We start from the raw sequence: 25,021 nt of genomic DNA on the forward strand, positions 1-25,021 counted from the left end.
ATTTCTTAATCAAGCTGACGCAAAAGAAGACACTGCATACAACATACAGAGTCTTCTTCGCTCATTTTTCATAAGTGCTCATTCGTATCCTCGTCATCGTCGCCCTTACTCACGCCAGAACAGTCCGGCCTCATCCCGTTCCACCTGTTCAAGCATATCCTCAAAATCAGAACAAGGTGTAATAATATCTACCGGGTTCCAGCTGCTTTGTTCATCTCTGGCATACACTTTCCACTGATTTTCTTCCCAGTAGAATCGGGCAATGTGCATCTTATCCCATTGATACCGTTCCTCGGCGGGTCTTTCTTCGGTCAGGATCAGTTCATTGTCATTCATCTCATATGTCAACTTCACCATCGTACGCAGTGGCGCAGGTACCTTCTCATGAATATATCCGTTCATTACGGACTGAATTCTTCGTAACGTAAACAAGTCCAACATGAAGATGCACACCCTTTCAGCAAAATAACACCCTGCTCTACACACCGCATGTAGCCAAACACACAACAATCTGCCTTCATGCAAAGATGGTCAGCCACATCCCTTGATCATATTACCAGCTGGATTTAGTTACACCTGGAATCTGTCCTTGATGGGCCAGTTCTCTGAACTTGATTCGAGACACCTTGAACTTGCGTAGGTAACCCCGCGGGCGGCCCGTCACTTCGCAACGGTTCTTCAGTCTGGTCGGAGATGCATTACGCGGCAATTTCTGCAAGGCTTCGTAATCCCCTTTTTCCTTCAATTCCCGGCGCAGATCCGCATATTTCGCCACGATCGCTTGGCGTTGCTTCTCACGTACCACTTTTGATTTTTTAGCCATGAAATCCAGCTCCTTTATCCCTTGAATTTAGTTTACGTGGTGATACTGCTCTACTCCAAATACAGAACATCATCTTCCGACTTATACAGCTTCCACAGGCCATGGTAGGGGATTATCAAAATGGCCCCAGTCGGCCAGCATTTCTTCATCACTAAGCAGGCACTGGTCCAGCTCATCTTCAATACTGGCACGTTCCATGTCGATTCCAATCATGACAAGCTCCGTCTGGCGATCTCCCCACTGGGCATCCCATTTCTCCAGAACATCCGGCTCGTTACGCAAAATTTCTTCTTTATCTGCTTCCGGCAACGCCGCGACCCAATGTCCCGCAGGACCGAACTGAATGGATGGCCCTGCCTGGCTCAGGCTTGCAGCAACATCTCCTTGGGCGGCGAGCCATACCAAGCCTTTGGCACGTACCACTTCTTCCGGCCAGTAACTCATGAATTCAGCCAGACGGGAAGGGTGGAATGGCTTTCTGCGGCGATAAACGAAGGAAGCAATGCCATATTCCTCCGTTTCCGGTGTATGCGACTCCTTCTCCAGCTCCTGAATCCATCCGGCGGACATGCTCACCTTTTCAAAATCAAAACGGCCTGTATTCAGAATCTCAGACGGATTCACCTGTCCATTCTCAGTGCGAATGATTTTGGCATTAGGCTGTAACTTGCGGATGATGCCTTCCAGTTTATTCAGCTCGGTGTCATCGACCAGATCACATTTGTTCAGCAGCAGTACATCACAGGTTTCGATCTGATCAATCAACAAGTCTACGACGTCACGGGTGTCCTCATCTCCGGTCGCTTGATTACGATCCAGAAGACTCTGTCCTGATCCAAAATCATGCCAGAATCGATTGGCATCCACCACAGTTACCAGACAATCCAGTCTGGCCAGGCTAGTCAGGTCAATGCCCGACTCCTCATCCGCATATGTAAAGGTCTGTGCGACAGGTACAGGTTCACTGATACCAGTGGATTCGATCAAAATATAATCATACTTGCCTTCATTCACCATCTTCTCAATCTCCTGCATCAGATCATCCCGCAAGGTGCAGCAGATACAACCGTTCGATAACTCCACCAGCTTCTCTTCGGTTCGAGACAAGCTTGCCTCCCCCTTAACCAGCGCAGCATCGATATTCACCTCACTCATGTCGTTGACGATTACGGCAACCTTAAGCCCTTGTCTGTTGTTCAACACGTAATTTAAAACGGTTGTTTTCCCTGAACCGAGGTAACCACTTAGTACGGTTACCGGAATTTGCTTTTGTGTCATAGAAATCTACTCCTTATATGTGCAGTCTGCGTAACCCAGACTTTAATAGTAATTATTACGATTAACAACATTGACTATAATCCTGTTGCACAGTCGTTGTCAAACTATTTTTACGAAATACTCCAGAAAAATGGATAAGAAAAACATCTATCGACGTACTTTCAGAGAAGGTAGACCGTGTTCAGTTAAAGTTTTTCTTAAGATAATTGAACTGTTCAGATCCTTTGAAAACTTATAAATTTTAAGATATAAAAAAGACCCATGATCTGTCTCCTGCCGCTTGTATCCTAATGATACGTGCCGGAAAATTCAGTTCATGAGCCTTTACTTTACTATTCAGCTTGCTGCCACAGATCTAGCCTTATTGCCCGCTTCCATCCGTTGCCTGAACACCAGTACCAGAACCATCGCTGCAATAGACAGCAATGTACAGATCATGAACATGGTCGAATATGAACTCACCTGCACAATAAGCCCCATTGCCAGTCCACCCAGAGAGAATCCGAGGTCATACGAGGACATGAAGATGCCCATGAGTACATATCTGGAATCCGCAGGCAGCACAAAAGACAAGTATGTGGTTAATGTCGGGTACAACAATGCCAGAGCAAAACCGCTAAACACCGCAGAAAGATACACCAGTGGCCCGATAATCTCCATGAGACTGAGCAGCTGGGTTCCCATTGCTGCACACAGCATCAGCCCTGCCATAAGCCAGGTATTCCAGCTGCCGTCAGACGGAATTTTTTTACGCAAAACAAACCTGCACAGAATGACAACCAATCCCTGAATCGTCAGAAACACGCCTGCACTTGCCATTCCACTGGATACCATATACAAGGGAAGGAAGGTCGCTGTTGCCCCAAAAACGCAGGACGTAAATAACATCACTACACTGCTGATCAGCAGTGGTGTACTGCGCCAAATGCCGCCGAATGAACGAAACATGTCACCCAAGGTATACGATTTGTTCTGCACGGTACTCCGTGGCAGATCCACATTATATCCAATCAGAAGTGGCAGAGCAGCCAGTCCGATCATTAGCAGCGTAAACGCCAGATCACTGGCATTTTCCCAGATTTGTATGGCAAGGATCGGAATGACCAGAGAAGGAACCATCGTAAACAGGGTGTACATGGACAGCCCTTGTGCCCGGTCTTTGTCCTCCAGCTTTTCCACAATGCCTGCCTGCATCGTCATGGAGAAAAAGGCCGTAGCCACCCCTTGCAAGGCCCGCAGCCACAGATACGTCTCCACACCAAAAACAACAAATAACAGCAGCGTTCCGGCATGCAAAAGCAATAACCATTGCATCACACGAAGTGGGCCATGCTTACCCAGCAGCTGTGCTGCGAAAGGTCTCAAGAGCATACAGGTGAACATATATGCCCCCATCATCAGACCGATCTCAGCCTGATTCAATCCGGCGGCTTCACTTCGCAAAGGCAGAATAATCGTCAAAGCCGAATTCGCCGCAAAAAACAAAAAGGCCAGCATATAAAACCGGATAAACGAAAAGGATACCGGATTTAATTTTCCATTGGATGTTGCCGTCATCGAAGACTTCAAACGTTCGTCACCACTTTCTCTTCTGGCAGTCAACTCACAGATGTACCTGTCACGGGTCTACGCCGTTCATAGGCAAAAACGATCATTACCGCTCCTAGGATAGCACACATCCTGTACATAAATGAATAGGAAGAGAAGTCAGCAACGGGTCCCATAATCACACCACCCAGAGAAATACCCAGATCCGCCATCGCGATAAATAACCCGATCAGGACGTTCCGATTCAGCTTAGGCAACACAAAAGACAAATAGGTCGTAAGTGTTGGATACAGGATCGCCTGAGCAATTCCCATGAATACAGCCCCCACATAGAAAAAGACTACGCCTCCTGTCACGGCATAACTGACACATTGCGCAGCTACGACGAGCAAACACATGGTGCCCATCATGAAAGGAGAATGCCAACTGCCATCAGACGGAATCCTTTTCCTAAGCATGATTCGAGCCAGCACCACCGTCCCAGCCTGAAGCATCAGATACACACCCGCATTCCCATTTGGTACTTGACTCGCATACAGCGGAATAAAGGTGGTAATCGCACCAAATACAACGGAAGCGGCGAGCATTAACACACTGCATCGAAACAGAAACGGATTCTTCACCAACTGACCAAAGGATTCCCACATACTGACGTTCTGCTCCGAAAGATTCTCAGCAGGTTGCTCCTTGTTTGGTTCCATTTTGGCGGTGTACCCGAAGACGCCAGTACAGACGGCAATGCCGATCAGAACCACTGTAAAATAATCCATGCCTCCCGCCTGCCAGATTCCTAACGCGATAACAGGCCCCACGATTCCCGGAATATAACTGAAGAGTGAATAATATGAAATCCCCTGAGAGCGATCTTTCTCCGGAAGGGCATCAATAATGCCAATCTGCAAAGCCATGGAGAAGAACGCTGTGGAAACTCCTTGCAAAATACGAGCAACCAAATAACCGCCGAGTCCCGTAAAGGGATATAAAATCAGCGCAAATCCATTGATAATCAGAATCAGACGCAATATTTTGATCGGTCCGTACTTTTGAATCATCCGACCTGCCCATGGTCTGAAAAACATGGTTGTGAACATATAAGCGCCCATGATCAGTCCGATCATTGTACCGCTCGCGCCCAAGAACTCCCCTTGCAATGGGATGATCACGTTAAGAATGGCATTGGCACTGAAATAAAGAAGAACCAATATGTACAAGCGCAAAAAAGGCCAAGACATCGCTCCACTCACAATGGGTATTCCCCCTAAAATGGTATTAAATGATCCAATAATCTCTTCGCATAGTCGGACTGTACGTCTTTGAGTTGCTTGATTGGAACGATCTCTGCAACCTGTCCCTCTCTGAAAATGATCACCCTGTCACAGATATAGGCTGCCGCCTGTATATCATGCGTGATAAAGACATAGCTTAGCTTGTAGATTTCCTTAAGCTCTTTCAACAATTGCAGCACCTGAATCTGAACAGACACGTCCAGTGAGCTGATCGCTTCATCGAACACAATGCATTTGGGGGCGGTGGAGATGGCCCTGGCTATACACACTCTCTGTGCCTCCCCCCCGGACAGTTCGTGCGGATATTTGGATCTATAGGCGGAGTCCAATCCAACTTGGTTCAGCAGCAGATCGACCTTCGCCGAGTTGCCCTGATCCTTCCGCAACTTTTGCTGCGCTTGCATGGGTTCCATAATGGCGGCTTCCACGGTAAGAAATGGATTGATGGAAGACGTATAATTTTGAAAAACGGCGCTGATGTTACCCATCCGTGCACGTCGATCCTGTACGTCTTTACCATCCAGCGAGATCATTCCACGATCCGGCCGTTCAATGCCGAGAATCAGACGGCCCAATGTGGATTTGCCGCTTCCGCTTTCACCGATGATGCCCAGACATTCGCCATGCTGGCATTCAAAGGTAACCTGTTTCAACACTTGTTGTTGGTGCTTGGAGAACAGTCCGCCCTGGTTATATGATTTTTCGATACCTTCCACCTTTAGCATCTATGAGTCCCCCTGCATCAACGCCTTAAAATGATTGCTCAGCTCAAGCCGGGTAGAGACCAGATACTGCGTATAGGCATGCTTAGGCTGTGTCAAAACAGAATGTATGCTGCCACGCTCGACGATCTTGCCGTCTTTCATGACCATCACGTCATCTGCAATCTTCTGCACGACTCCGAGATCATGGGAGATGAACATCATGGAACAGCCCACGCGTTCGCGTAATTGAATCAATTGTTCCACCACTTCATATTGGGAGATCGTATCCAGCGCCGTTGTCGGTTCATCCGCAATAATCAGATCGGGCTCAAGCACCAATGCCAGTGCAATCATGATTCGCTGCAGCATCCCACCGGACAGCTGATGTGGATATTGATTCAGAATCTCGCGCGGATGTCTGAGCATGACGCTTTCCATGGCATGGATGATTTTCCGCTCAATCTCGCGGGTGTTCCAGCCAAAATGCTGCTGAAGTGTCTCCCTGATATGCACACCAATGACACAGGAGGGATCAAAAGCACTCATGCCATTCTGCAAAATCATACACAGATGCTTGCCCCGCTTACGCCGCATCTCCGGTTCCGAAAGCTGGTTCAGGTCTTCGCCCTGAAATAAGATCGTGCCCGATTGGCGAATCCACGGCTTGTTCAGTCGCATGATGGCCCTGCACGTGACGGACTTGCCGCTACCACTTTCCCCCACGATGGCCATACAGCTTCCCTGTTTAACTTCGAATGAACTGTTATGAATGATCACTTTGTCTGTGTTGATGTCCCATACTTTCAGATGCTCAACCTCGACTATATTCATAATCGGCCTTTCTCACCTCACTTTCGTAAGACTTGTCAGACTTACCTTGAGAGGTCATCAATTTGGGGTCCAGAGCCACTTGAAGGGCATCCGATAGAAAATTAAAAGCAGACACCACCACTACAATGGCCAGTCCCGGTGCCAACATCAATTCAGGTCTGGAGAACATGACTTCCCTCGCCTCATTGAGCATCATCCCCCACTCCGCATGCGGAGCTTGAATGCCAAGCCCCAGAAAGGAAAGGCCGGAGATCTGCAACATCATTGAACACATGGAGCCACTCGCAATGACGGCAATATCGGCAAAGGTAACCGGAACAATATGTTTGGTTATAATTCTCAGATTAGGTGTGCCGGAGGCTTTGGCGAATTTCACATAATCCATATCGGAGAATTGCATCACAGATGTGCGAATAACGCGGGCAAACCAGGCCCATTTCATGCACACAAAAGCAATCAAAATGTTCTCCAGTCCTGCACCCAAAATGCCAACCACCGCCAGTGTCATCACGTATCCGGGAAAAGACAGCATAATATCACAGACTCTCATGATCCATGCATCCACTTTTCCCTTGAAGTAACCCGCGACGAATCCAACAATGGCCCCGATCAGAACAGACAGACTAAGTGCAACCAGAACCCATAACACACTTGGACGGATGCCATAGATAAGCCGGGATAATACACATCTGCCCAGATGATCATTGCCTAGTAGATACTCCCAGGACGAGGAGGCATAACGAAGCTTCATGTTCACTTCCCCAGGGTCATGCGGCGCAATAAGAGGGGCGAGAATTCCCACCATAAGCGTTGCAATAATCACCACCAAAGAGGTCATGGCCAGCCTGTCTTTACTCAGATTTATCAGTATACGCATCAGAATTCCTTTCTCAATCGGGGATTCATCGCCGCATTCAAGATGTCGGATAACGTGTTAAACAAGACAAAGGTGACAGCCAACATCAGAACATACGCCTGAATAATCGGAAAATCCCTGCTTAAAATGGATTTCACGCTGAGCCTGCCGAGTCCCGGCCAGGCAAACACATTTTCGATGACTACCGTACTGCCCAGCACGATCGGGATCGCCATACAAAAGATGGACACGGCCACCTGTAATGAATTTCTCAGAATATGCAGGGTGACTTTCTTCTCGCTCAGACCACTTGCCCGTGCATATAACACATAGTCCTCATTCATATTACTCAACATGGAACTTCGAACCGTTCGGAAGTAAATGCCCGTATAACTCACCGTGATTACAATCACCGGTAGAATGTAGCTTCGATACGAGTCCATGCCACTGGTAGGTAACAGGTCCAGCTTGACGGAAAAATACCAGATCATCATGGCTGCAAGCCAGTAGGATGGCATGGCGGTAAGGAAAAATGATACACCTCTGACCGATCGATCCAGCAGCTTGCCTTCTCTCATCGCACAGATCACACCCAGCAGAATGGACAGCGCAATAATGAATACCGATGAGACAAGTGTTAACTTCAATGTGTTCATAAAAGCAGGCCCCATCAATGACCACACGGGTTCACCTGATACATATGAGTTGCCAAAGTCCAACTGTACAACAGCCATGATCCAGTTCACATACTGGATCATGAACGGCTGATCGAACCCCAATGCCTGGTTGGTCTGGGCAATTAATTCCTCTGTAATCTGCGGAACTTCCTGTGCCTGTAAGACAACAACCGCCGGGTCCAAGGGAGATAGATTAATCAGAACAAACGTTATAAATGAAATGATAATCAGTAAAGGGATGGTTAACAGAATCCTTTTGACGATATAACTTCCCATATCCATCTCCGCTCTATTTAAATTGAACTAAACCATATTTACACTACACTCCGATGACAGAACAACCTTCCGATCGCTGTTATCCCCAGATTTTTTTGATTCCTTTTATATAGGGAAAATCCGGGGATAAAGGCGAACGCTCCGCTTCTTGAGGTTCTTTCTGTCCTCTCCGTTTTGTGTAAATGTTTAGTTCAATTTATATATTTAAAATTCATTTGTTCGAATGGTAGTTCATATTGAGTCTGCTTGAATGAGATTCCATCAAGATTCTCGGGAGCGACAACAGTGACACGCCCGTTGGTAATCGGAATGAACACCGCTTCATCATGGACGATCTTCATAATATCGGCATACAGGGATTGGCGGGAAGCCTCATCCGTGGAGATCATGACCGCATCGATTTTCCGGTACAATTCATCTGCTTCAGCAATTCCGCTTGTCGTATGTTTGTATGCCGAATCTGACGTAAACGCAGCGATGGTACTCTGAGGATCATAGGCCAGTCCCCAGGTTTGATTAAAGAGCAGATCATATTCCCCGGTTGCTCTCCGATTCGCAATGGAAGTGGACTCTTCGCCCAAGATTTCAAGCTGAATCCCCAATTCTTTCATGGAATACTGGATCAATTCGGCCTGTATTTTCTGTGAAGACGAATTGCTGTCATAATATAATTTCATGGCTAAAAGCTGACCGTTCTTCGTTCTCACCTCTTTACCATCTGCCAATGTCCAGCCAGCTTGGTCCAGAAGCTTTTTAGCCAATTCCGGATCATACTCCCGTTTCTTAAGGTCTACCTTGGCGTAATTGACATTGGCCGAAAATAGCGTATCCGCTACAGTCTGCGTTCCGTTGAAAATATCTTTACTGATCGTTTCCCGATCAATGGCAACCCATAGCGCTTCCCGCACTGCCGTTTCCTGAACCGGACTATTCTGGCGACTGCTGTTGGCTACGATCATATTGGTGTTCATCGCTTCACTTCGGACCACTTGATAATCACCGGATTCAGCTAATTGGTCCATGGCCTCGACATCGATACTATCTGCTCCCCGGTCATCGGTGAACACAAAGTTAATCTCTCCTTTTTGCAATGCCAGAAATGTTGTTTCTCCTGCCGGAAGAACCTTGGATGTGATCTTCTTGATTGCAGGTGCACCACCCCAATAGTCTTCATTGGCTTCAAACGTGGCGTTCTCTTCGACTTTATGAGCAGTAAGCTTGTAAGGTCCTGTACCATGGAAACCACTTACTCCGTCTTTGGTTGCGCCATCCTTGAAATCCTTGGGAGATATGAAGACGTAAGGTCTTGTCATGGACAATTCCACCAGTGCCGGATAATAGGCTTCCGACAGCGTCAGCTCCACCGTATGCTCATCGATAACCTTCACATTCGTGACTTTGGTAGACAGCTTGATCCAAGCGTGTTTTTCGGCATTCGCTTGTACTGCATCGATATTTTGTTTAACCGCCTCTGCGTTGAACGGCTCTCCATCATGGAATTTCACATCTTGTCGCAGATGAAAGGTATAGATCTTGCCATCCTCGGAGATATCCCATGATTCTGCCAGCAATGGCTTGATTCCGTCAGGCGTGTTTTCCACCAGTGACTCATATACCATCCCTTGGGCAGGCATGGAACCTGTGTATAGATGGGGATTCATATCATTAATATCTTTGGCAGAAGCATAGATAAGTTCCGTTTGTACCTGGCTATGGGCAGGCTCCGTTTGGGCGCTCTCTTTCTCTTTTGTGCTCTGAGCGCATCCTGCCAGCACCGTAATGGCAGATACCAGCAATAATATAGATGTAAAAGTAAGACCCTTTTTCACAACATTTCCTCCCGATGAGCAAATAAAATTCAAACATTACACAAGACCACTACGTGGTCAGAACAACCTTCCGATCGCCGTTATCCCCAGATTTTTTGATCTCTTTTCCAAAGAGAAAATCCGGGGATAAATGCGAACGCTCCGCTTCTTCAGGTTTTTTCTGCCCACTCCGTTACTGTGTAAAACTAAATCCAACTTACTTAAATTAATATAATTAGACTCTACTACTTACAAGTCCGGTGCAGATCATGCGGATATCCTCTTCAAAGGATTGGATCACAAAGGCATCGGATAAAAGTTGATCTGGATGTGCATCAGCAACTTCCTGAATCTTCGCCTCGTATGTGGCGATAAAATGATCCATGGTTGGACAGCTCACATCCAGGTGTCTGGCAATGCCCTGAATGATTTTGATGCGGTAGTAATCTTCCTTGGGCATACGGGGGATGTCCAGTTCCCCTTCGCGGTTCATGAACGTTTGACGAAATGGCACTGCTGAAAAGTCGAAATATTTCCCTGCCGAATCGGGTTCCGAGAATGGATCAATCAACAGCGAGGTGTACCGTATATATAATAAATACTCTTGATGAATGACTTGCAGCTGATTGAAATTCTCGATATCCTGGCGTGATATACTCTCTAATCGAACCGGATAGTTGTCATCCGTCATGAATTGAAGCAGGTTCACTCCCTGGATATGGAGTCGGTCCGTAATATTCATAATCTCCTGCCACTGTGCCCGCATTTGCTGTATCAACACTTGTGTTATAGGACCTTCGGGATACATCTTGTATACATATTTCTGAATATCCGATGCTTCAAAGATAGCCTTTAATGAGAAGTCGTTCATGAACAAGGGCGGATGTACATACAACGATATATTTCTCGTTTCGGCCTCCAGTGGGGAGGGCATGACTTCCAACGAAACACCCAAACGCTTATAAGCTTGGCATAGCTTGTTAACCTGTTCAGACGGGTATTGATTGGAACCGATATAGACCTTTTTCTTGACCCCCGTTGTCATGACATGATTAGACGGATGTTCATGCATCCAACGGGTATCTCCGAGGTAGGTCGAAAAACTGATTACTTCAGGCGCTCTATTACGCTCTCTCATATAATGGGTCACCAATCGATTCGACCCAAACGTCGGAGAGACCAAAACGATACATTTCAGTTGTTTGATGAATTGTTCACTCATTTGTTCCAATACATCAATATAAGCATCCGTAGTTACAGCCAAAATGAGTGTGTCCCACTCACCCTGAATGGTGTCATATCCCTTGAACACATGATCAACGAAACATTCACCTGCAAGCGGTTGATGTTTCTCATTTTGAATGCTGACCTCAACACGCCCATTGCTCTGTTCAAGGGCCGCGAATACGGACGCTGAACGAACCGATGGTCTCCCAGCAATACCAATGCAGCAGTTGAGATAATTTTTGAATGTTACCGCAAGCTGAATGGATGCAGGGCCGGTTCCAAGTATCAGAATTCGCTGAAGATTGCTCATAATAACCTCCTATATTCAAAGTTCAACCTGGAATACATTTGGACGTACTTGAGACGTACTTGAGACGCACTTGCATCCTATGCTTTCTGGTACAACGCAATATCGAACACATCATCCGGGCGCAGGATCTGGTCTACCAGCTTCCACTTGGTACTGTCCGTCGCTCTCATCGGATAATTAAATAAGGACTTTAACTGGTCACCATATCTCATGGCTACAACCACCTGTGCATTTGTCAGAGCATGCAGTTGATCAAGCAGATCATATTTAGGGGCCACGGTAGAGCTGAAAATGATATGTGTTGCTTCCTTGGTATACTCCAGATTTTCCAGCAAGGTTGACTCCAGATGAATCTTCAAACCTGCGCCCAGCGTCTTCACCACCTTCTGCCCGAGTGTAATGGATTCTTCATCAATATCGATCCCGACAACCTGTGCACCTGTTCGCTTGGCGATGAGTAATGGTGTCATGGGGAAGGAACCGGAGCCTACCAGCAATACTTTGGAATCGGAGGTAACCTGGAAGCTGCCGAATTCTTTATCGATACACTCTTCGATGTTTCTGAAATAATCGGCAATCTGTACATCCCCCTTCTCTAGGGCGTGTCTGGAAGCTCCGAAGGAAGCAGATTTTGCCGAATTTTCGTTCCAAGCAAGGAAGTTTTCCGCAGGCGTGCCGGGGCACGTCAAGGGAAAGTGACGCAGCAGGGGGCGAAAAGGCGGTAAAAGATGCACTTCAGCGAGTTTCGAGACACGCCCTAACTTCAATGCACGATATTTCTCCATGATCGCCACACACTGGGCGGATTTATTTCTTAACTGCCATATAAGCGAATCCAGTTCTTCCAACTCCGAATGCCCCAACTGTTCCCAAGCTGCCTTATGCTCCGAATCGGTCACAAAGAGGGAGTAGTCATTGATCACAGCCTCCAGCTCTGCACTATGCTGAATCGTATGATCGTACTTGCTCGCGAGCTTATCGAATTTCTCTGCAAACTCACTCAAACATGTCTGAAAATGGACCAATGTGATCATTTCTTTTCCCCCTATATGTTGTCTCGATCATCTATCATGTACCTCATGCGTTTACAACGCTCCATTCTGCTGGAGCATCTATGAAGGCTTTGCCTTGTGCGACAATGCCAACCGATCCCTCAATCGTAATACTCTCAAGTTCCGCGCCATTCCACTGGGCCATCACTTTGATCGCACCACCAGGCTGCTTGATGTACTGCGTAATCTGCCTCTGCTGGCTCCATGCGAGATAGGCTCCCACGGAGGCTGTACCCGAACCACACCCTCTCTCCCAGATCAGACTATCAAGCTCTGGAACATAGATGAGAGGAGCCATTTCTTCCGAGTACGATCGATATAACAAGATACCGATCAGCTTATCTCCCAGGGTTACTCCCAGTAACCTTGCAAGGGTCTGTGCCCTCTTCTTCATCGGATCGTCGAAGTCATCCACTTCAATCACGATATGGATGAACTCGGCGTACCGGATGATTACCATATCCAGCTCGATGCCTTCGTACCGGATGGTTCGCTGTTCAATCTGCTTTGGAACCGGCATGGTTACCTGGCAGTCATATTCATTCTGCTGCTTCTTCACATGGCACATGATCAATTGATCGATTCCGGAAACTTCCAGCACGATGCCCATAGATTTCTCTTGTGCCAGCCCTGCTTCAGATGCGTGGTGTGCTGCAAGTGCCATGCAAGCATTGCCACAGAACTCGCCGCCGGACATTTCCAGACGGGCCACAGCTTCCGGTCTCCTCGTTGGTTCAATGAATCCCACTTGCTCGGCGTAAACGTTATCATACGACATTAGGCGGGTAGCAATATGACTGTATTGCTCGGCTGCATGATCCGTTTTAACCAGAATCGTCATGTTTTGAGTGGGACTGAACTTGATAAAATCGATCTCCTGTTTCATCGCAGCGACTACTCCTGTTCTTCTTTTTTATTTAATAGTAATAATTACGATTAAAAGGTCGAGAAAAATATAGCACATCCTTTTGGGAAGCGTCAACAAATATTTCCATTTTAAAAAGACTGCAACTCATTCGTTCCTTCATTTCCCCTCCTGCAAAAAAACCAAACAGAGCTGACGCTTCTGCGCCACCCCTGCATAAATACACCGTCTGATAAGATTAAACACATTGATGTTCCACCTCGCTCTTGCTATAAAAAGAAATACAAAAACGGTTGCCGCAGAACGGAACCGTTTTGATCTGGATAGGATCCAGAGATTCATTGTCCCTATCACTCTTGATGTGCTTGCACATTGTGCAGTGCTTGCTCAGCTAATGCAGCCAGAAGATGTGCTCCCAGCGGCAATGCCCGTTCATCCACATCAAAGCCAGGGTGATGCCACTCATGCGGGCCAGAGGTGCCCAAGAAGAGGAACAGGCCCGGAACTTCTTTTTGATAGAAAGAGAAGTCCTCCCCTGCTGGAGAAGGCAGCGGTCTAACGCGATTTAATCCAATCTCACTTGCAATTTGTTCCGCTGCAAACGCGAGAGCTTCATCGTTGACCACGGCAGGTGGTCCCTGAATCCAGCGAACCGTAGCCCGTGTGCCATAAGCTGCCGCCACACCGGCCACCACCTGATTGAAACGCTCGCGAATCCGTGCACGCACTTTCTCATCAAAGGTGCGCACTGTGCCATCGAGTATCGCTTCATCTGGAATGACGTTCCAGGCTGTACCGCTGTGGAGCTTGGTAACGCTGATGACGGCGCTCTCCTGTGCTCCTACATTACGACTCACAATCGCCTGTAGAGCCGTAACGATATGTGCGGCAACCACGATCGGATCAATGCCTGCTTCAGGCACGGCTGCATGGGTGCCTACACCTTCCACTTTGACAACAAAACCGTCTGCGGCCGCCATCAATGCGCCTTCCCGAATGCCTACCGTACCCACCTGAAGATCAGGTTTGTTATGCAAACCAAATACGGCCCTAACCTCGGACAATGCACCGCTCTGGATCACTTGCCTTGCACCTGTAGCTTTTTCCTCCGATGGCTGGAATATCAACCGTACTTTTCCCGGCAAACTGGACTCGCGCTGCTTCAACAATCGTGCAGCACCGATCAGAATCGCCGTGTGTGCGTCATGTCCACAAGCGTGCATCTTTCCATCGACCTGGGAGGCAAATTCCAGCTTTGTCTCTTCCTGAATGGGCAGCGCATCGATGTCCGCTCTTAGGGCAACAACAGGTCCGTCTCCTTGGCCTACTTCAGCGACAAGCCCTGTCCGCAGCACATATTCGTCTGCAATACGGACGCCTTCCTCTTCCAGCCAACTGCGAATGGCTGCCGTCGTCTCCTTTTCCTCGCCAGACAATTCCGGGTTGCGATGCAGGTGTCGCCGAATGGTGATTAAACGTTCCGCGAATGCTTCCTCCCGTTCACCGTGAAGCTTATGCTCAGGGCCCTGTACTTGCCCTTCAGTCTGTTGCTCGGGCTGTTCCAGATCACTTTTCATCACACGGCCTCCCATTCGTATATATTCTCTGCTATATTAACTGCCTACTTCTATCCGATTGCGGCTTCCTTCGCCTTGGATTCCAGTGCAAATTCGCTTAGTCCCTGCTCTGCCAGAATTTCACGCAACAATTCAAATGAACGAATTCGCTTGGCAAAGTCCCTTGTAGCTGTAGTCACAATGAACTCTTCCACCGCAAAATCCTGCTGAAACTTCAACAGTGCCTGACCTACGATTTCCTTCGTACCCCGGGTCACACTTGGCTCCAGAATCTCGATCCGATAGCTCTCGTTTGATTGACGTCCGAATTCTTCCGCCTGTTCCACAGAACCAACCGTCAGCACCTTTCCACTCTCCAGATGGATCTTCACCAGCATATGCTCGCTCGCAAGTCCTTCCGCTTCTTCCTCACTCTCCGCCACAATCAGGGATAAAGCCAGTGCAGCGTAAGGCACCCTTCCCTGAGAACGATCGAATTGCTCGCGATATACACGGATGGCCTCAAGCGCTACCTCAATATTACTGTTAATGAACAGTGAAAAGACATATGGGAGTCCCAGTTCCGCAGCCATGCCCGCACTATCAACACTGGCTCCAAGTACGTACAGTTCCGCTGGAATGTCGGACACAGGCGAAGCGCTGAGACCTGCAAGTGGATGGGATGGATCTTCAAACGGCTCATTGTGGATGTATCGTTTCACCTGAACAATTTTCTCTTGAAGTGATGCCGCACCCTGAATCCCTTCCTGTAACGCCTGTGTTGAACGCGGTAATCCACCTGGTGCACGACCAATTCCCAGGTCAACTCTTCCTGGTCCGAGCGCTGCGAGGATATTGAAATTTTCGGCGACTTTGTATGGACTGTAATGCTGGAGCATCACTCCGCCAGACCCCAGCCGAATCCGCTTCGTATGCGCAAGCAAGTGGGAGATGAGTACCTCCGGGGAGGAACCTGCAACATGCCCTGAATCATGGTGCTCCGATACCCAGAACCGATGGAATCCAAGCTGCTCTGCCCGCTGTGCCAGCTCAATCGTATGCCGAAAAGCATCCACCGCCGTTTCCCCTTCATAGATGGGAGTCTGATCCAAAATGCCCACACGAATACTCATATCCTTCTCCTCCTTGATTGTGCTGAACCGCTGATATTGAATCACTATTAAGTTGAACTAGAGATGTTACACGTTATCACTCCGATTGCAGTACCAGCTTCCGATCGCTCTTATCCCCAGATTTTCTGTACTCCCTTGGTGCAAGGGAAAAATCCGTTGATAAATTCGCACGCTTCGCTTCTTCAGATTGGTTCTGCACTCTCCGTTTTGGTGTAAAAGTCGGATTCAACATAGACGCTCTATAACTGTCGCAGCAGTTCCCCGAAGGGCTCTGCCAATGGCGAATATTCTTCCTTTAACGTGACAACGCTGATCTGCAATGATACACCTGCCACCTCATGTACCTGAATGGGGAACAGCTCCTGATTCTGCACTTCCTTCTTCACCGTAAGTCCCGGGAGAAAAGCAATGCCTGCCCCCTGCATAACCAGTTTCTTCGCTGTCTCCGAATTATCGACATGGTATGTAATATTCGGCGGATGTTCCAGCGAGTCGAAAGCCCGATGAATGCGAAGCCAGTCCAATGAACCACATTCGAAAAAGACCAGTTGCTCATGCCGGATCGCTTCCATGCTGACATGCCCGCTCTCTATGAATGGATGTCCTTTGTAGACATAGAGCTGAATTGGATCTTCATAAAAAGCAACCGTACGGATCGCAGGATGCATCACCTTGCGTACAAAAGCAAGATCGATCTCCTGACCAAGCAATTTGGCAATCAGCTGATCCGTCGTTGCCGTCGTCAGTTTGATATTAATTTCGGGGTAAGCTTCCTTGATCTTGGGTAGAAAATCGGGAATGACATAATTCGAGACCGATACTGTACTCCCCAGTCGAAGTGCATCCGGTGTTGTCTTGCGTTGTTGAATCTTCTGCTTGCCCTTCTGAATGACTTGCAGCACTTGCTGCGCATACGGCAGGAATTTCCGACCTTCTTCTGTCAGGACAATTTGCTTGCCAAGCCGATCAAACAACTTGCAGCCCAGCTCCCTTTCCAGTGACTGAATGCGAGCTGTGACCGAAGGTTGGGACAAGAAGAGTACTTCGGCAGCCTTATTGAAGCTTCCATAATGATTGATATATACAAATGCTTCAATATTCTCGATATTCATGAGTGCCTCCGTATCCACGTCCGCAGACGTTTGATCTTATATTGATTTATCCAATATACTTACTTGGTTTTATGATATCGTAATCCCATCCTTTTCCAGTGTCAATTTCAATTCATCCAGCGAGCGATCCAGACGTGTAGTAATATCTGCCGAGAGTACGAATTGTCCATCATTCAGTCGTTCAATTCCCTGATCCACAGCATACACACCACCCAGGATATGTCTTCCACCAAGGGCCGCCAGTACAGGCTTCAATGCATAATCAATGGCGAGCAAATGAGCAATAGAGCCACCGATAACGAGTGGAAGTGTCAACTTGCCCCGTAGACCTTCTTGCGGAATCAGATCCAGGAACAGTTTAAGCACTCCCGAGTACGATGCCTTGTATACCGGTGTAGCTACAATGACTGCATCCGCGGCTTCAACGACAGCCAGTGCATCTCGAATGAATGAGCTGTCGAACCGGGCTTGCACCAGATCCTCAGCGGGTAGATCCGCAACATGAATGACTTCAACAGTGATGCCTGCCTCCGTTAATTTTTGGCTGCTGTAATCCGTCAGACCTGTCAAACGCGAACGTTTGGATGGTGATCCGGCAATAATGACAACATGTGACATCAAAAATTCCTCCTCAAGCGTAAACGGCTGTCGCCGTCTTTTGGTGGCACAGCTACCGTTTCGCAGTGAAATATAAAAATGAATAGAGTGAAACTTATAAATTCTTATATTTTGGTATAGCGGTCAAGCCGCTCCTTTTACTTTGGGGTCCAACCGATCGCGAATATCGTCTCCAATCAGATTAACCGCCAGTACAAACAATGTGATCGCAAGCCCCGGGAACGTACAGATCCACCAGGCAACCGTCAGATAACCTCTCCCTTGGGAGAGCAATGCACCCCAATCCGGAATTTCTTTCAACACCCCAAGTCCAAGAAAACTCAGTCCGGAGCCCGTCAGGATCGATGTTCCTACGCCCAGCGTGGCCATGACCAGCAACGGTGACAACGAATGCGGCAGTACATGTTTCCAGAAAATACGTGTATTGGAACCACCCAGTGAACGTGTCGCTGTAATGAAAGGCAGACCTTTGACCGATATGACTTGCCCACGCATGACCCGTGCGTACCCCGGAATGGAGGAAACGGCAACAGCCAGTGCAATGTTCATCAGTCCTGGCCCGAGAGCAGCGGCAACAGACAATGCCAGGAGCACGCCGGGTACAGCCATCAGAATATCAACAGCTCGCATGGTAATCGTGTCCACAATGCCTCCGGCATAACCGGAGATAATACCAAGCGCACTACCGACAATACCACCCACAAGAACCGAAGCGAATCCAATGAGCAACGAATCCCTGCTTCCATGCACAACCACACTGAAGATATCCCTGCCAAAATAGTCCGTCCCGAACAGGTGCGCAGCAGAGGGAGCCTGCAGAATGGCATCCGTCATCATCTGCGTTGGATCATAGGGCGCAATCCAGCCCGGCACAATCGCACATGCCACGGTAAAGACCACCACCAGCAATGCTGCATAAAAGAATAATCGGGATACCGCGAATGAGACGCGATAACGCCAAGGGCGGCGATTCCATAGACGGATACGTCCTGCACTGCCTGCCCATGCTTTTTTGTCACTAACCAAAGGTTTCATGCTCATGAGCAACAACGCCTCCTTCCATACTCCTAGTCAGGACACTGCTGACTATTCCATCCAATATCATGTTCGGACTGCACGCCGAACCCGGGGATCAATGTACGAATACGAAATATCCACCAGCAGGTTCAGGACCACATAGATAATGGATGTAAAGAAAACAACGCCTTGTACCACGGGCAGATCCTTGGCCATTAGCGCATCCGCAATGATCCGGCCGATTCCTTGTCTGGAGAAGACGGTCTCCACCACAACGGTTCCCGCAAGCAGATCACCGATCAGCATGCCGATTACTGTTACAGCAGGGATTAGCGCATTACGAAGTGCATGACCATACATGATGGCACGTTCCGAAAGTCCTTTGGCCCGTAATGCCACGATAAACGGTTCATTGATGACTTCCAACATGCTATTCCGTACCATCCGTACAATGAATCCTGCACCTACGAGACCCAGTGTAGCCGCGGGAAGAACCAGTGAACTGAAACCGTCGGAACCCATGGCCGGGAACCAGCCAAGCTGTACCGAGAATAACAGAATGAGCAATATCCCCGTCCAGAAGGTTGGCATGGAGATGCCGAACAGCCCAACGAGCCGGGCGACAAAATCAATTACGCCATTGCGATGAATGGCAGACAATACACCAAGTGTAATTCCGATTGTGATGGCAATGATTGAGCTGAGTGCGGTCAAAGCCAGGGTGGCTGGAAAATGTTCCAGTATTTTTGGCAAAACCGGATCAGAATTGATCATGGATTTGCCAAAATCCCCACGCAGCATATCACCGAAATAGTTCGCAAACTGGATGTAAAACGGCTGATCCAATCCAAGTTGCACCCGCAGATTCTCGATCATCTCCGGGGTAGCGGAGGACGGGTCCAGCATGAGCAGCACCGGATCACCCGGCAGAAGATACATGATGCAGTACACCAGCACCGAAGCTCCGAATATAACCAGAAGCGATGTTGCAAGTCTCGACAGTATCGTTTGAACCATACCGGGATATCTCCTTCCTGAATCGGGATTGGTCGTTCCTATTAAGGCTGAATGCGGACGTCGTTAAAGAGCGGATAACCGAGTGAATCGAACTTGATGCCTTCGACCTTTTTGGATGCTGCAATAGTATACGGGAATACATAGATCGGTAGAATGACCGCTTGCTCAATCAGGTATTGTTGAATCTGATTGTAGATCTCGACACGTTTATCCGCGTCACTCTCAACAGCTCCCTGCTCCAGCAGTTCATCGATCTTTGGATCAGACAAACCGGATAAGGTTGGACGCTGCCCCTCTGCACTCGTATGATAGAAGGCGTACAAGGCATTTGGGTCGGAGTTGACCTGGCTATTGCCATAGAGATCATAATCCCAGTTCTGATAGATGACCGTTGCTACGTCTTTCGTAATCTCCACTTCAACGGCGATGCCTACCTGTTTCAGCTGTTGCTGGATAATCGCAGCAATGTCATTGCGTTTCTCCCGATTGGGTGTTCCATCAACATAACGCAGGATCAGCTTCTGGCCGTCTTTGGCACGAATGCCGTCAGCACCTTTCACCCAGCCTTGTTCATCGAGCAGCTGATTGGCTTTGTTGATGTCAGGGTTAATGCTTCCTTCCAGCGATGCATCATAACCCAGAATTCCAGGAGACAGTGCAGACCACGCTCGTTCATAGTTGCCCAGATACAATGTTTTGACAATCGATTCCACATCTACAGCGGATTGCACTGCCTGCCTTACTTTCACATCATCCCAAGGCGCTTTGCGCAGATTGAAAAAGAGTGTATATGGCAATCCAACTGTATTGGCCTGCAACAATTGTTGGTTCGGATCGTTCTTTAATGCAGCGATATTTTGCGGCGGAACGGTCTCGGCAGCGAGTACCTGACCACTCTGAACACTTCCGATGCGTGTCGCTTCTTCCGGTACGATCTTGAATGTGATCGTATCCACATGAGGTGCGGCTTTATTTTCAACCGTCTCAGGTCCCCAGTTGTAATCCTTGTTTTTGGCGACGACGATATCCGCATTTTCATCCCACTTCACAAAGGTATACGGACCTGTGCCCACCGGATTTTTACCCAGCTGATCACCATATTTTTGGGCAGCTGTAGGGGATACGATCCCCAGTAGCGCCTGACTCAGATTGCCGAGAAAAGCTTGCGATGGTGAATCCAGATTTACCTTGATGGTATATTCATCAATGACTTCGGAGGAGCTGTACGGTCTAATCAGGGCTAGAGAATTGGCAGCTTTGGTGGCCGGATCAATCACTCGGTCCAGATTGTATTTCACGGCTTCCGCATTAAACGGTGTACCATCGTGGAACTTCACACCTTCACGCAGCTTGAACGTATAACTCTTGCCGTCCTCGGATACGCTCCATTCTGTGGCAAGCCAAGGTTTGATGGAGCCATCAGGCAGCTGCACAACCAGATTGTCGTAGATCGTCCGGATGGCGCGTACCGTTACGGCAAGCCCACTGCGATGAGGGTCCAACGTATCCGGTGAAGTCGCGAGTGCAAAAGTCAGGTTGCCTCCTTCGGCTTGCTCGCCCTGTTCTCCGCCCGAAGCCTGAGCAGCACCGTTCGCACTGCCCCCCGCCGCTGCTCCGCAACCCGATAATACCATCACCAATACTGCTGCCAATGCCATATATTTCATCCATGAGATAGACCTGTTCATATCGCTTCCCCCTCTGTGTATACAGGTGTCATTATAATGATGCGTAAACCTAATACTTGATATATCCTATGAGTTAAGTCGGTTTTAAAATAGTGTTAATTGTATTAAATGTTTGCTGAAGAAGCAACACGTTCTCAGGATCGGAAATGGTACTGTCTTCGTAATGCGTTCTGCGCTAATTCAATAGGTTTAACTCCGTTATGCCAAATCAGATACTACCTGCTTTCTGGCAGCTGTATAACGGTTAACCGGAATTTGCACCCCAAGGTTACCTCGCAATGTATCGTGTTCATAGTCCGTACGATACAGGCCGCGCTCTTGCAGAATTGGAACAACCAGTTCTACGAAATCAGACAATCCACTTGGCAATTCGGAAGCAATAATGAAGCCATCTGCCGCTTCCGTCTCAAACCATTCCTGAATTTTGTCAGCGACTTGCTCTGGTGTGCCCAGGAATTTGCTGCGTGGTGTTGCTGCCCGCAGAGCCACTTCACGCAAGGTCAACCCTTGCTCCTTGGCATCCTTCTTAATCTTGTCCGTGCCACTGCGGAAACTGTTGCTTCCAATTCCGTTCAACTCCGGGAAAGGCTCATCCAATGGATATTGGGAGAAATCATGATGTTCGAAGAAACGTCCCAGGTAATCCAATGCTTTGTCTATCGTGACCAAGCTTGCGATTTCCTGATATTTCTGTTCAGCTTCCTCTTCCGTCCGTCCAACAATAGGATTGATGCCTGGCAGAATGACAATATCCTGTGAAGAACGTCCATAGGAAGCAGCCCGTGTTTTGACATCCTTATAGAATGCTTGTGCATCTTCAATGGTATCGTGTCCGGTAAAGACAGCATCCGCTTCTTGCGCAGCCAGGTTTTTGCCATCTTCTGAAGAACCTGCCTGGAAAATTACCGGCTGCCCTTGCCGTGAACGGGCAATGTTGAGCGGACCCTGTACGGAGAAGAATTCTCCTTCATGATTAAGGGTATGCAGCTTGGATGGGTCGAAGAATACACCGCTCTCTTTGTCTCTTACAAATGCATCATCTTCCCACGAGTCCCACAATCCTTTGGTTACCTGCAGATATTCCGTAGCGATGCGGTAACGTTCCGGATGCGTTGGGTGGTTGCTCTTGCTATAGTTCTTCGCTGTACCTTCCAGCGGGGAGGTCACAACGTTCCAGCCTGCACGGCCATCACTGATCTGATCCAGGGAACCGAACTGTCTGGCTACGGTGAACGGATCACTATAGGATGTCGATAGGGTACCCACCAGTCCAATCCGTGAAGTAACGGCAGCCAAAGCGGACAGGATACTGATTGGTTCGAAACGATTCAGGAAATGGGGAATGGATTTCTCGGTAATATACAGACCGTCTGCGATAAATACAAGATCGAACTTGCCTTCTTCCGCTTTCAGCGTCTGACGTTTGTAGAACTCAAAGTTAACGCTGGCATCTGCCTGAACTTCCGGGTGTCTCCATGTCGTATTGCTGCCTCCGACGCCGTGTACAATTGCTCCGAATTTCAAACTGCGTTTCGCTGTCATGTGCATTCCGCCTTCCTTGGATTAAAATCTTCAAAAGAATGTTCAAGGGTCGTTCTGAAGGGTTAACATATGCGAATCAACTAAAAGTTAACTATTCCTATGAGTTTGGTTTGTTTTAATTTCACAAATCTTATCACTGCCCCGTAAAAGGGTCAACAGCGCGACTAATAGATTTTTTCTATATGTGTATTGAAGATGTGAATGCACGTATCATGGAGTTAGATGCAGAGCATTTACATCTCCTAAAGGCCTCCGGTTCATAAACATTCCAACTGCTGCATCATGCCTATTGCATCATGCAACAGCTGGAACTGCCAGATTCAAAGTGTACATGGATCCTCGTCAGACTGCTGCTGCTTCGTCCGCTCGTGCCAGAAGTTCAGCCAGCTTTTCCAGATCAGGTTCCAGCAAGGCTTCGAACTTGCCGTCCCCTCCCACTTCAATAACGGGTACATGCCGAATGCCATATTTAGCTTCAAGCACATCACGCAGTACGTCATTACCCTGTACTTCAATGTTCTCGAAAGGCTGGTTTCGCTCTGTCAGAAATGCTTTCACTTCCCCGCAGAAATGACAGCCTGTTTTGCTCCACAGCACGACTTTTTTGGTTGTTGATGACATCGACATACCTCCTGCTAGGTTTTAAAATTAAGGTCCGGGGAATTCCTCCGAATGCTCTAGACCTTCAATTCCCATCTGTTAAATAAGAATTATGGCTATAAATGTACTCCTGCGCCCTTCATGCGTCAATGGATCTGCTAATAGAATAATCCTATAGTTAAATAGAAAGATTAAATTTTATATTTGAAAGATGAACGATTTTACAGGAAAGATTGCCTATTATTTCGCCAAACCTGTTCAAAAGCTTGTTTCGCTAATACAGTGTAAAACTTGATCTGATCCGGACTTCGATCTATAGCCCACCTTAATGTATCGAAAGCTTTCAACAGCAACACATGTCTCGCTTGATTCAGTTCATGTTCCTGCTCTTGTATACTTGTCCCATAGCCTTCTAAAAACGCTCTCAATTGTTCGTTATCAGGCCCATTCCCTTGTAGCTGGCATTGCATGAGTTGAATGATATCCCCATACGGCACGACAGTAACCTCTGCATTTCCCCAATCCAAAAGGGTTATCTCACCCGTAGAACTCACAATTGTATTCTTCAAGGAGAGGTCGCCATGGCACAAACCAAAGCGGAACTTTTGCATTTTTAATTGTTCAAACCATTGCCTTACGACCTGTGATTCCTTCATCGTAATGACACCAAGCTCGATCAGCGGGTCCTGCTCCGTCAGACTATTGATATTGTACTGAACATAACCTTGCCAACTGCCATCTGATCCTGGATGCGGGGGAGAATAAAATTGATTTTGTACCTCATCGTGCATTTCCCTTCCAAAGCCATTCACTGAGATGGATTGAAACTGTTTTGTGTACTCTCCGAGTTTTCTCCAAATCACGGTTGGAGACACTGTCGTGTCCAAACCGTTATCCCCTTCCACAACCGTTTGAATCATATAGGCATGTTCGGCGTTGACTCCAACGGACAATGTCTTTGGCCCAGGAATACCGGCACTTGCTGCCCGTTCGATACACCATTTTTCTTTCACAAAGGTGGAATATGTATCTGGATCGTTCATGCGTACAACCACTTTACGACTTGCCGTCTCCACCAGGCAGACCTGATTAACAAAACCTTTGCCGAGGATATGATGTGAGCATGTTACTTTTTCCAGCAGAAAATCACTGGCAATCTGTTCAGCTTGTCTGACTACAGAATTCTTCATCCCGCAA

At 47.9% G+C, this 25,021-nt stretch carries 23 protein-coding genes; all 23 read right to left on the reverse strand.

Annotation, left to right across the window (positions count from 1 at the left end; translation table 11 throughout):
• Nucleotides 1–105: 105 nt before the first annotated feature.
• Nucleotides 106–441 (reverse strand): DUF3024 domain-containing protein, encoded by a 336-nt coding sequence (locus NLBNIHML_RS11325; RefSeq protein WP_339237327.1) that lies wholly within the window; start codon nucleotides 439–441, stop codon nucleotides 106–108.
• A 112-nt stretch (nucleotides 442–553) separates the two neighbouring features.
• On the reverse strand, nucleotides 554–823 hold the full coding sequence (gene rpsN, locus NLBNIHML_RS11330; protein WP_036605831.1) for a 30S ribosomal protein S14: 270 nt from the start codon (nucleotides 821–823) through the stop codon (nucleotides 554–556).
• A gap of 81 nt (nucleotides 824–904) precedes the next feature.
• Complete coding sequence (locus NLBNIHML_RS11335) at nucleotides 905–2,101, reverse strand: GTP-binding protein (protein WP_494354394.1); 1,197 nt, start codon at nucleotides 2,099–2,101, stop codon at nucleotides 905–907.
• A gap of 336 nt (nucleotides 2,102–2,437) precedes the next feature.
• A complete protein-coding gene (gene cntE / locus NLBNIHML_RS11340) occupies nucleotides 2,438–3,703 on the reverse strand; it encodes a staphylopine family metallophore export MFS transporter CntE (RefSeq protein ID WP_494354395.1) in 1,266 nt (421 codons plus the stop codon).
• Nucleotides 3,700–4,893: a staphylopine family metallophore export MFS transporter CntE gene (gene cntE, locus NLBNIHML_RS11345; protein ID WP_339237332.1), complete on the reverse strand. Its 1,194-nt coding sequence runs from the start codon at nucleotides 4,891–4,893 to the stop codon at nucleotides 3,700–3,702. The genes cntE (NLBNIHML_RS11340) and cntE (NLBNIHML_RS11345) overlap by 4 nt, the downstream gene beginning before the upstream one ends.
• Nucleotides 4,894–4,907: 14 nt before the next feature.
• Nucleotides 4,908–5,660 carry an ABC transporter ATP-binding protein gene (locus NLBNIHML_RS11350; RefSeq protein ID WP_339257142.1) on the reverse strand — a complete coding sequence of 251 codons (753 nt, stop codon included), beginning with the start codon at nucleotides 5,658–5,660 and terminating at the stop codon, nucleotides 4,908–4,910.
• Nucleotides 5,661–6,470: a staphylopine uptake ABC transporter ATP-binding protein CntD gene (gene cntD, locus NLBNIHML_RS11355; RefSeq protein WP_494354396.1), complete on the reverse strand. Its 810-nt coding sequence runs from the start codon at nucleotides 6,468–6,470 to the stop codon at nucleotides 5,661–5,663.
• Nucleotides 6,451–7,347 (reverse strand): staphylopine uptake ABC transporter permease subunit CntC, encoded by an 897-nt coding sequence (gene cntC, locus NLBNIHML_RS11360; protein WP_494354397.1) that lies wholly within the window; start codon nucleotides 7,345–7,347, stop codon nucleotides 6,451–6,453. Before cntC ends, cntD begins: the two co-directional genes overlap by 20 nt.
• Nucleotides 7,347–8,279, reverse strand: a complete 933-nt coding sequence (gene opp1B, locus NLBNIHML_RS11365; RefSeq protein ID WP_494354398.1) for a nickel/cobalt ABC transporter permease — start codon at nucleotides 8,277–8,279, stop codon at nucleotides 7,347–7,349. The genes cntC and opp1B overlap by 1 nt, the downstream gene beginning before the upstream one ends.
• A gap of 191 nt (nucleotides 8,280–8,470) precedes the next feature.
• Nucleotides 8,471–10,108 (reverse strand): staphylopine-dependent metal ABC transporter substrate-binding lipoprotein, encoded by a 1,638-nt coding sequence (cntA, locus tag NLBNIHML_RS11370; RefSeq protein ID WP_494354399.1) that lies wholly within the window; start codon nucleotides 10,106–10,108, stop codon nucleotides 8,471–8,473.
• Nucleotides 10,109–10,322: 214 nt separating this feature from the next.
• Nucleotides 10,323–11,624, reverse strand: coding sequence for an opine metallophore biosynthesis dehydrogenase (locus tag NLBNIHML_RS11375; RefSeq protein WP_494354400.1), 1,302 nt, complete (start codon nucleotides 11,622–11,624; stop codon nucleotides 10,323–10,325).
• 77 nt (nucleotides 11,625–11,701) lie between these two features.
• Nucleotides 11,702–12,658 carry an SAM-dependent methyltransferase gene (locus NLBNIHML_RS11380; RefSeq protein WP_494354401.1) on the reverse strand — a complete coding sequence of 319 codons (957 nt, stop codon included), beginning with the start codon at nucleotides 12,656–12,658 and terminating at the stop codon, nucleotides 11,702–11,704.
• A gap of 43 nt (nucleotides 12,659–12,701) precedes the next feature.
• Nucleotides 12,702–13,562 (reverse strand): histidine racemase CntK family protein, encoded by an 861-nt coding sequence (locus NLBNIHML_RS11385; RefSeq protein ID WP_494354402.1) that lies wholly within the window; start codon nucleotides 13,560–13,562, stop codon nucleotides 12,702–12,704.
• A 329-nt stretch (nucleotides 13,563–13,891) separates the two neighbouring features.
• Nucleotides 13,892–15,118 carry an amidohydrolase gene (locus NLBNIHML_RS11390; protein ID WP_494354403.1) on the reverse strand — a complete coding sequence of 409 codons (1,227 nt, stop codon included), beginning with the start codon at nucleotides 15,116–15,118 and terminating at the stop codon, nucleotides 13,892–13,894.
• 50 nt (nucleotides 15,119–15,168) lie between these two features.
• Nucleotides 15,169–16,230, reverse strand: a complete 1,062-nt coding sequence (locus tag NLBNIHML_RS11395; protein ID WP_494354404.1) for an LLM class flavin-dependent oxidoreductase — start codon at nucleotides 16,228–16,230, stop codon at nucleotides 15,169–15,171.
• 239 nt (nucleotides 16,231–16,469) lie between these two features.
• A complete protein-coding gene (locus NLBNIHML_RS11400; protein WP_278298421.1) occupies nucleotides 16,470–17,342 on the reverse strand; it encodes a LysR family transcriptional regulator in 873 nt (290 codons plus the stop codon).
• Between the two features lie 69 nt (nucleotides 17,343–17,411).
• The gene (gene ssuE, locus NLBNIHML_RS11405; protein WP_494354405.1) at nucleotides 17,412–17,960 is read right to left on the reverse strand and encodes an NADPH-dependent FMN reductase; all 549 of its coding nucleotides are present in this window, start codon (nucleotides 17,958–17,960) and stop codon (nucleotides 17,412–17,414) included.
• Between the two features lie 123 nt (nucleotides 17,961–18,083).
• On the reverse strand, nucleotides 18,084–19,001 hold the full coding sequence (locus NLBNIHML_RS11410; protein ID WP_494354406.1) for an ABC transporter permease: 918 nt from the start codon (nucleotides 18,999–19,001) through the stop codon (nucleotides 18,084–18,086).
• A 60-nt stretch (nucleotides 19,002–19,061) separates the two neighbouring features.
• Nucleotides 19,062–19,994, reverse strand: a complete 933-nt coding sequence (locus NLBNIHML_RS11415; RefSeq protein WP_036605816.1) for an ABC transporter permease — start codon at nucleotides 19,992–19,994, stop codon at nucleotides 19,062–19,064.
• A 41-nt stretch (nucleotides 19,995–20,035) separates the two neighbouring features.
• Nucleotides 20,036–21,682, reverse strand: a complete 1,647-nt coding sequence (locus NLBNIHML_RS11420) for an ABC transporter substrate-binding protein (RefSeq protein WP_339257164.1) — start codon at nucleotides 21,680–21,682, stop codon at nucleotides 20,036–20,038.
• Nucleotides 21,683–21,880: 198 nt separating this feature from the next.
• Entirely contained in the window at nucleotides 21,881–23,224 is a 1,344-nt protein-coding gene (locus tag NLBNIHML_RS11425) for an LLM class flavin-dependent oxidoreductase (protein WP_339257166.1), read from the reverse strand.
• Between the two features lie 342 nt (nucleotides 23,225–23,566).
• On the reverse strand, nucleotides 23,567–23,845 hold the full coding sequence (locus NLBNIHML_RS11430) for a glutaredoxin family protein (RefSeq protein ID WP_339257167.1): 279 nt from the start codon (nucleotides 23,843–23,845) through the stop codon (nucleotides 23,567–23,569).
• Nucleotides 23,846–24,045: 200 nt separating this feature from the next.
• Nucleotides 24,046–25,014, reverse strand: a complete 969-nt coding sequence (locus NLBNIHML_RS11435; RefSeq protein WP_339257169.1) for an aminoglycoside phosphotransferase family protein — start codon at nucleotides 25,012–25,014, stop codon at nucleotides 24,046–24,048.
• Between the last annotated feature and the right edge of the window lie 7 nt (nucleotides 25,015–25,021).

The organism is Paenibacillus sp. JNU01 (genome assembly GCF_059130585.1).

Coding starts and splice junctions, on each gene's coding strand:
- NLBNIHML_RS11420 (WP_339257164.1), bottom strand. CDS start 21,682: ATGAACAGGTCTATCTCATGGATGAAATATATGGCATTGGCAGCAGTA.
- NLBNIHML_RS11325 (WP_339237327.1), bottom strand. CDS start 441: ATGTTGGACTTGTTTACGTTACGAAGAATTCAGTCCGTAATGAACGGA.
- cntD (WP_494354396.1), bottom strand. CDS start 6,470: ATGAATATAGTCGAGGTTGAGCATCTGAAAGTATGGGACATCAACACA.
- NLBNIHML_RS11375 (WP_494354400.1), bottom strand. CDS start 11,624: ATGAGCAATCTTCAGCGAATTCTGATACTTGGAACCGGCCCTGCATCC.
- NLBNIHML_RS11395 (WP_494354404.1), bottom strand. CDS start 16,230: ATGAGTATTCGTGTGGGCATTTTGGATCAGACTCCCATCTATGAAGGG.
- NLBNIHML_RS11335 (WP_494354394.1), bottom strand. CDS start 2,101: ATGACACAAAAGCAAATTCCGGTAACCGTACTAAGTGGTTACCTCGGT.
- ssuE (WP_494354405.1), bottom strand. CDS start 17,960: ATGTCACATGTTGTCATTATTGCCGGATCACCATCCAAACGTTCGCGT.
- NLBNIHML_RS11385 (WP_494354402.1), bottom strand. CDS start 13,562: ATGAAACAGGAGATCGATTTTATCAAGTTCAGTCCCACTCAAAACATG.
- rpsN (WP_036605831.1), bottom strand. CDS start 823: ATGGCTAAAAAATCAAAAGTGGTACGTGAGAAGCAACGCCAAGCGATC.
- NLBNIHML_RS11430 (WP_339257167.1), bottom strand. CDS start 23,845: ATGTCATCAACAACCAAAAAAGTCGTGCTGTGGAGCAAAACAGGCTGT.
- NLBNIHML_RS11415 (WP_036605816.1), bottom strand. CDS start 19,994: ATGGTTCAAACGATACTGTCGAGACTTGCAACATCGCTTCTGGTTATA.
- NLBNIHML_RS11380 (WP_494354401.1), bottom strand. CDS start 12,658: ATGATCACATTGGTCCATTTTCAGACATGTTTGAGTGAGTTTGCAGAG.
- NLBNIHML_RS11350 (WP_339257142.1), bottom strand. CDS start 5,660: ATGCTAAAGGTGGAAGGTATCGAAAAATCATATAACCAGGGCGGACTG.
- NLBNIHML_RS11390 (WP_494354403.1), bottom strand. CDS start 15,118: ATGAAAAGTGATCTGGAACAGCCCGAGCAACAGACTGAAGGGCAAGTA.
- NLBNIHML_RS11435 (WP_339257169.1), bottom strand. CDS start 25,014: ATGAAGAATTCTGTAGTCAGACAAGCTGAACAGATTGCCAGTGATTTT.
- NLBNIHML_RS11410 (WP_494354406.1), bottom strand. CDS start 19,001: ATGAGCATGAAACCTTTGGTTAGTGACAAAAAAGCATGGGCAGGCAGT.
- opp1B (WP_494354398.1), bottom strand. CDS start 8,279: ATGGGAAGTTATATCGTCAAAAGGATTCTGTTAACCATCCCTTTACTG.
- NLBNIHML_RS11400 (WP_278298421.1), bottom strand. CDS start 17,342: ATGAATATCGAGAATATTGAAGCATTTGTATATATCAATCATTATGGA.
- cntC (WP_494354397.1), bottom strand. CDS start 7,347: ATGCGTATACTGATAAATCTGAGTAAAGACAGGCTGGCCATGACCTCT.
- NLBNIHML_RS11425 (WP_339257166.1), bottom strand. CDS start 23,224: ATGACAGCGAAACGCAGTTTGAAATTCGGAGCAATTGTACACGGCGTC.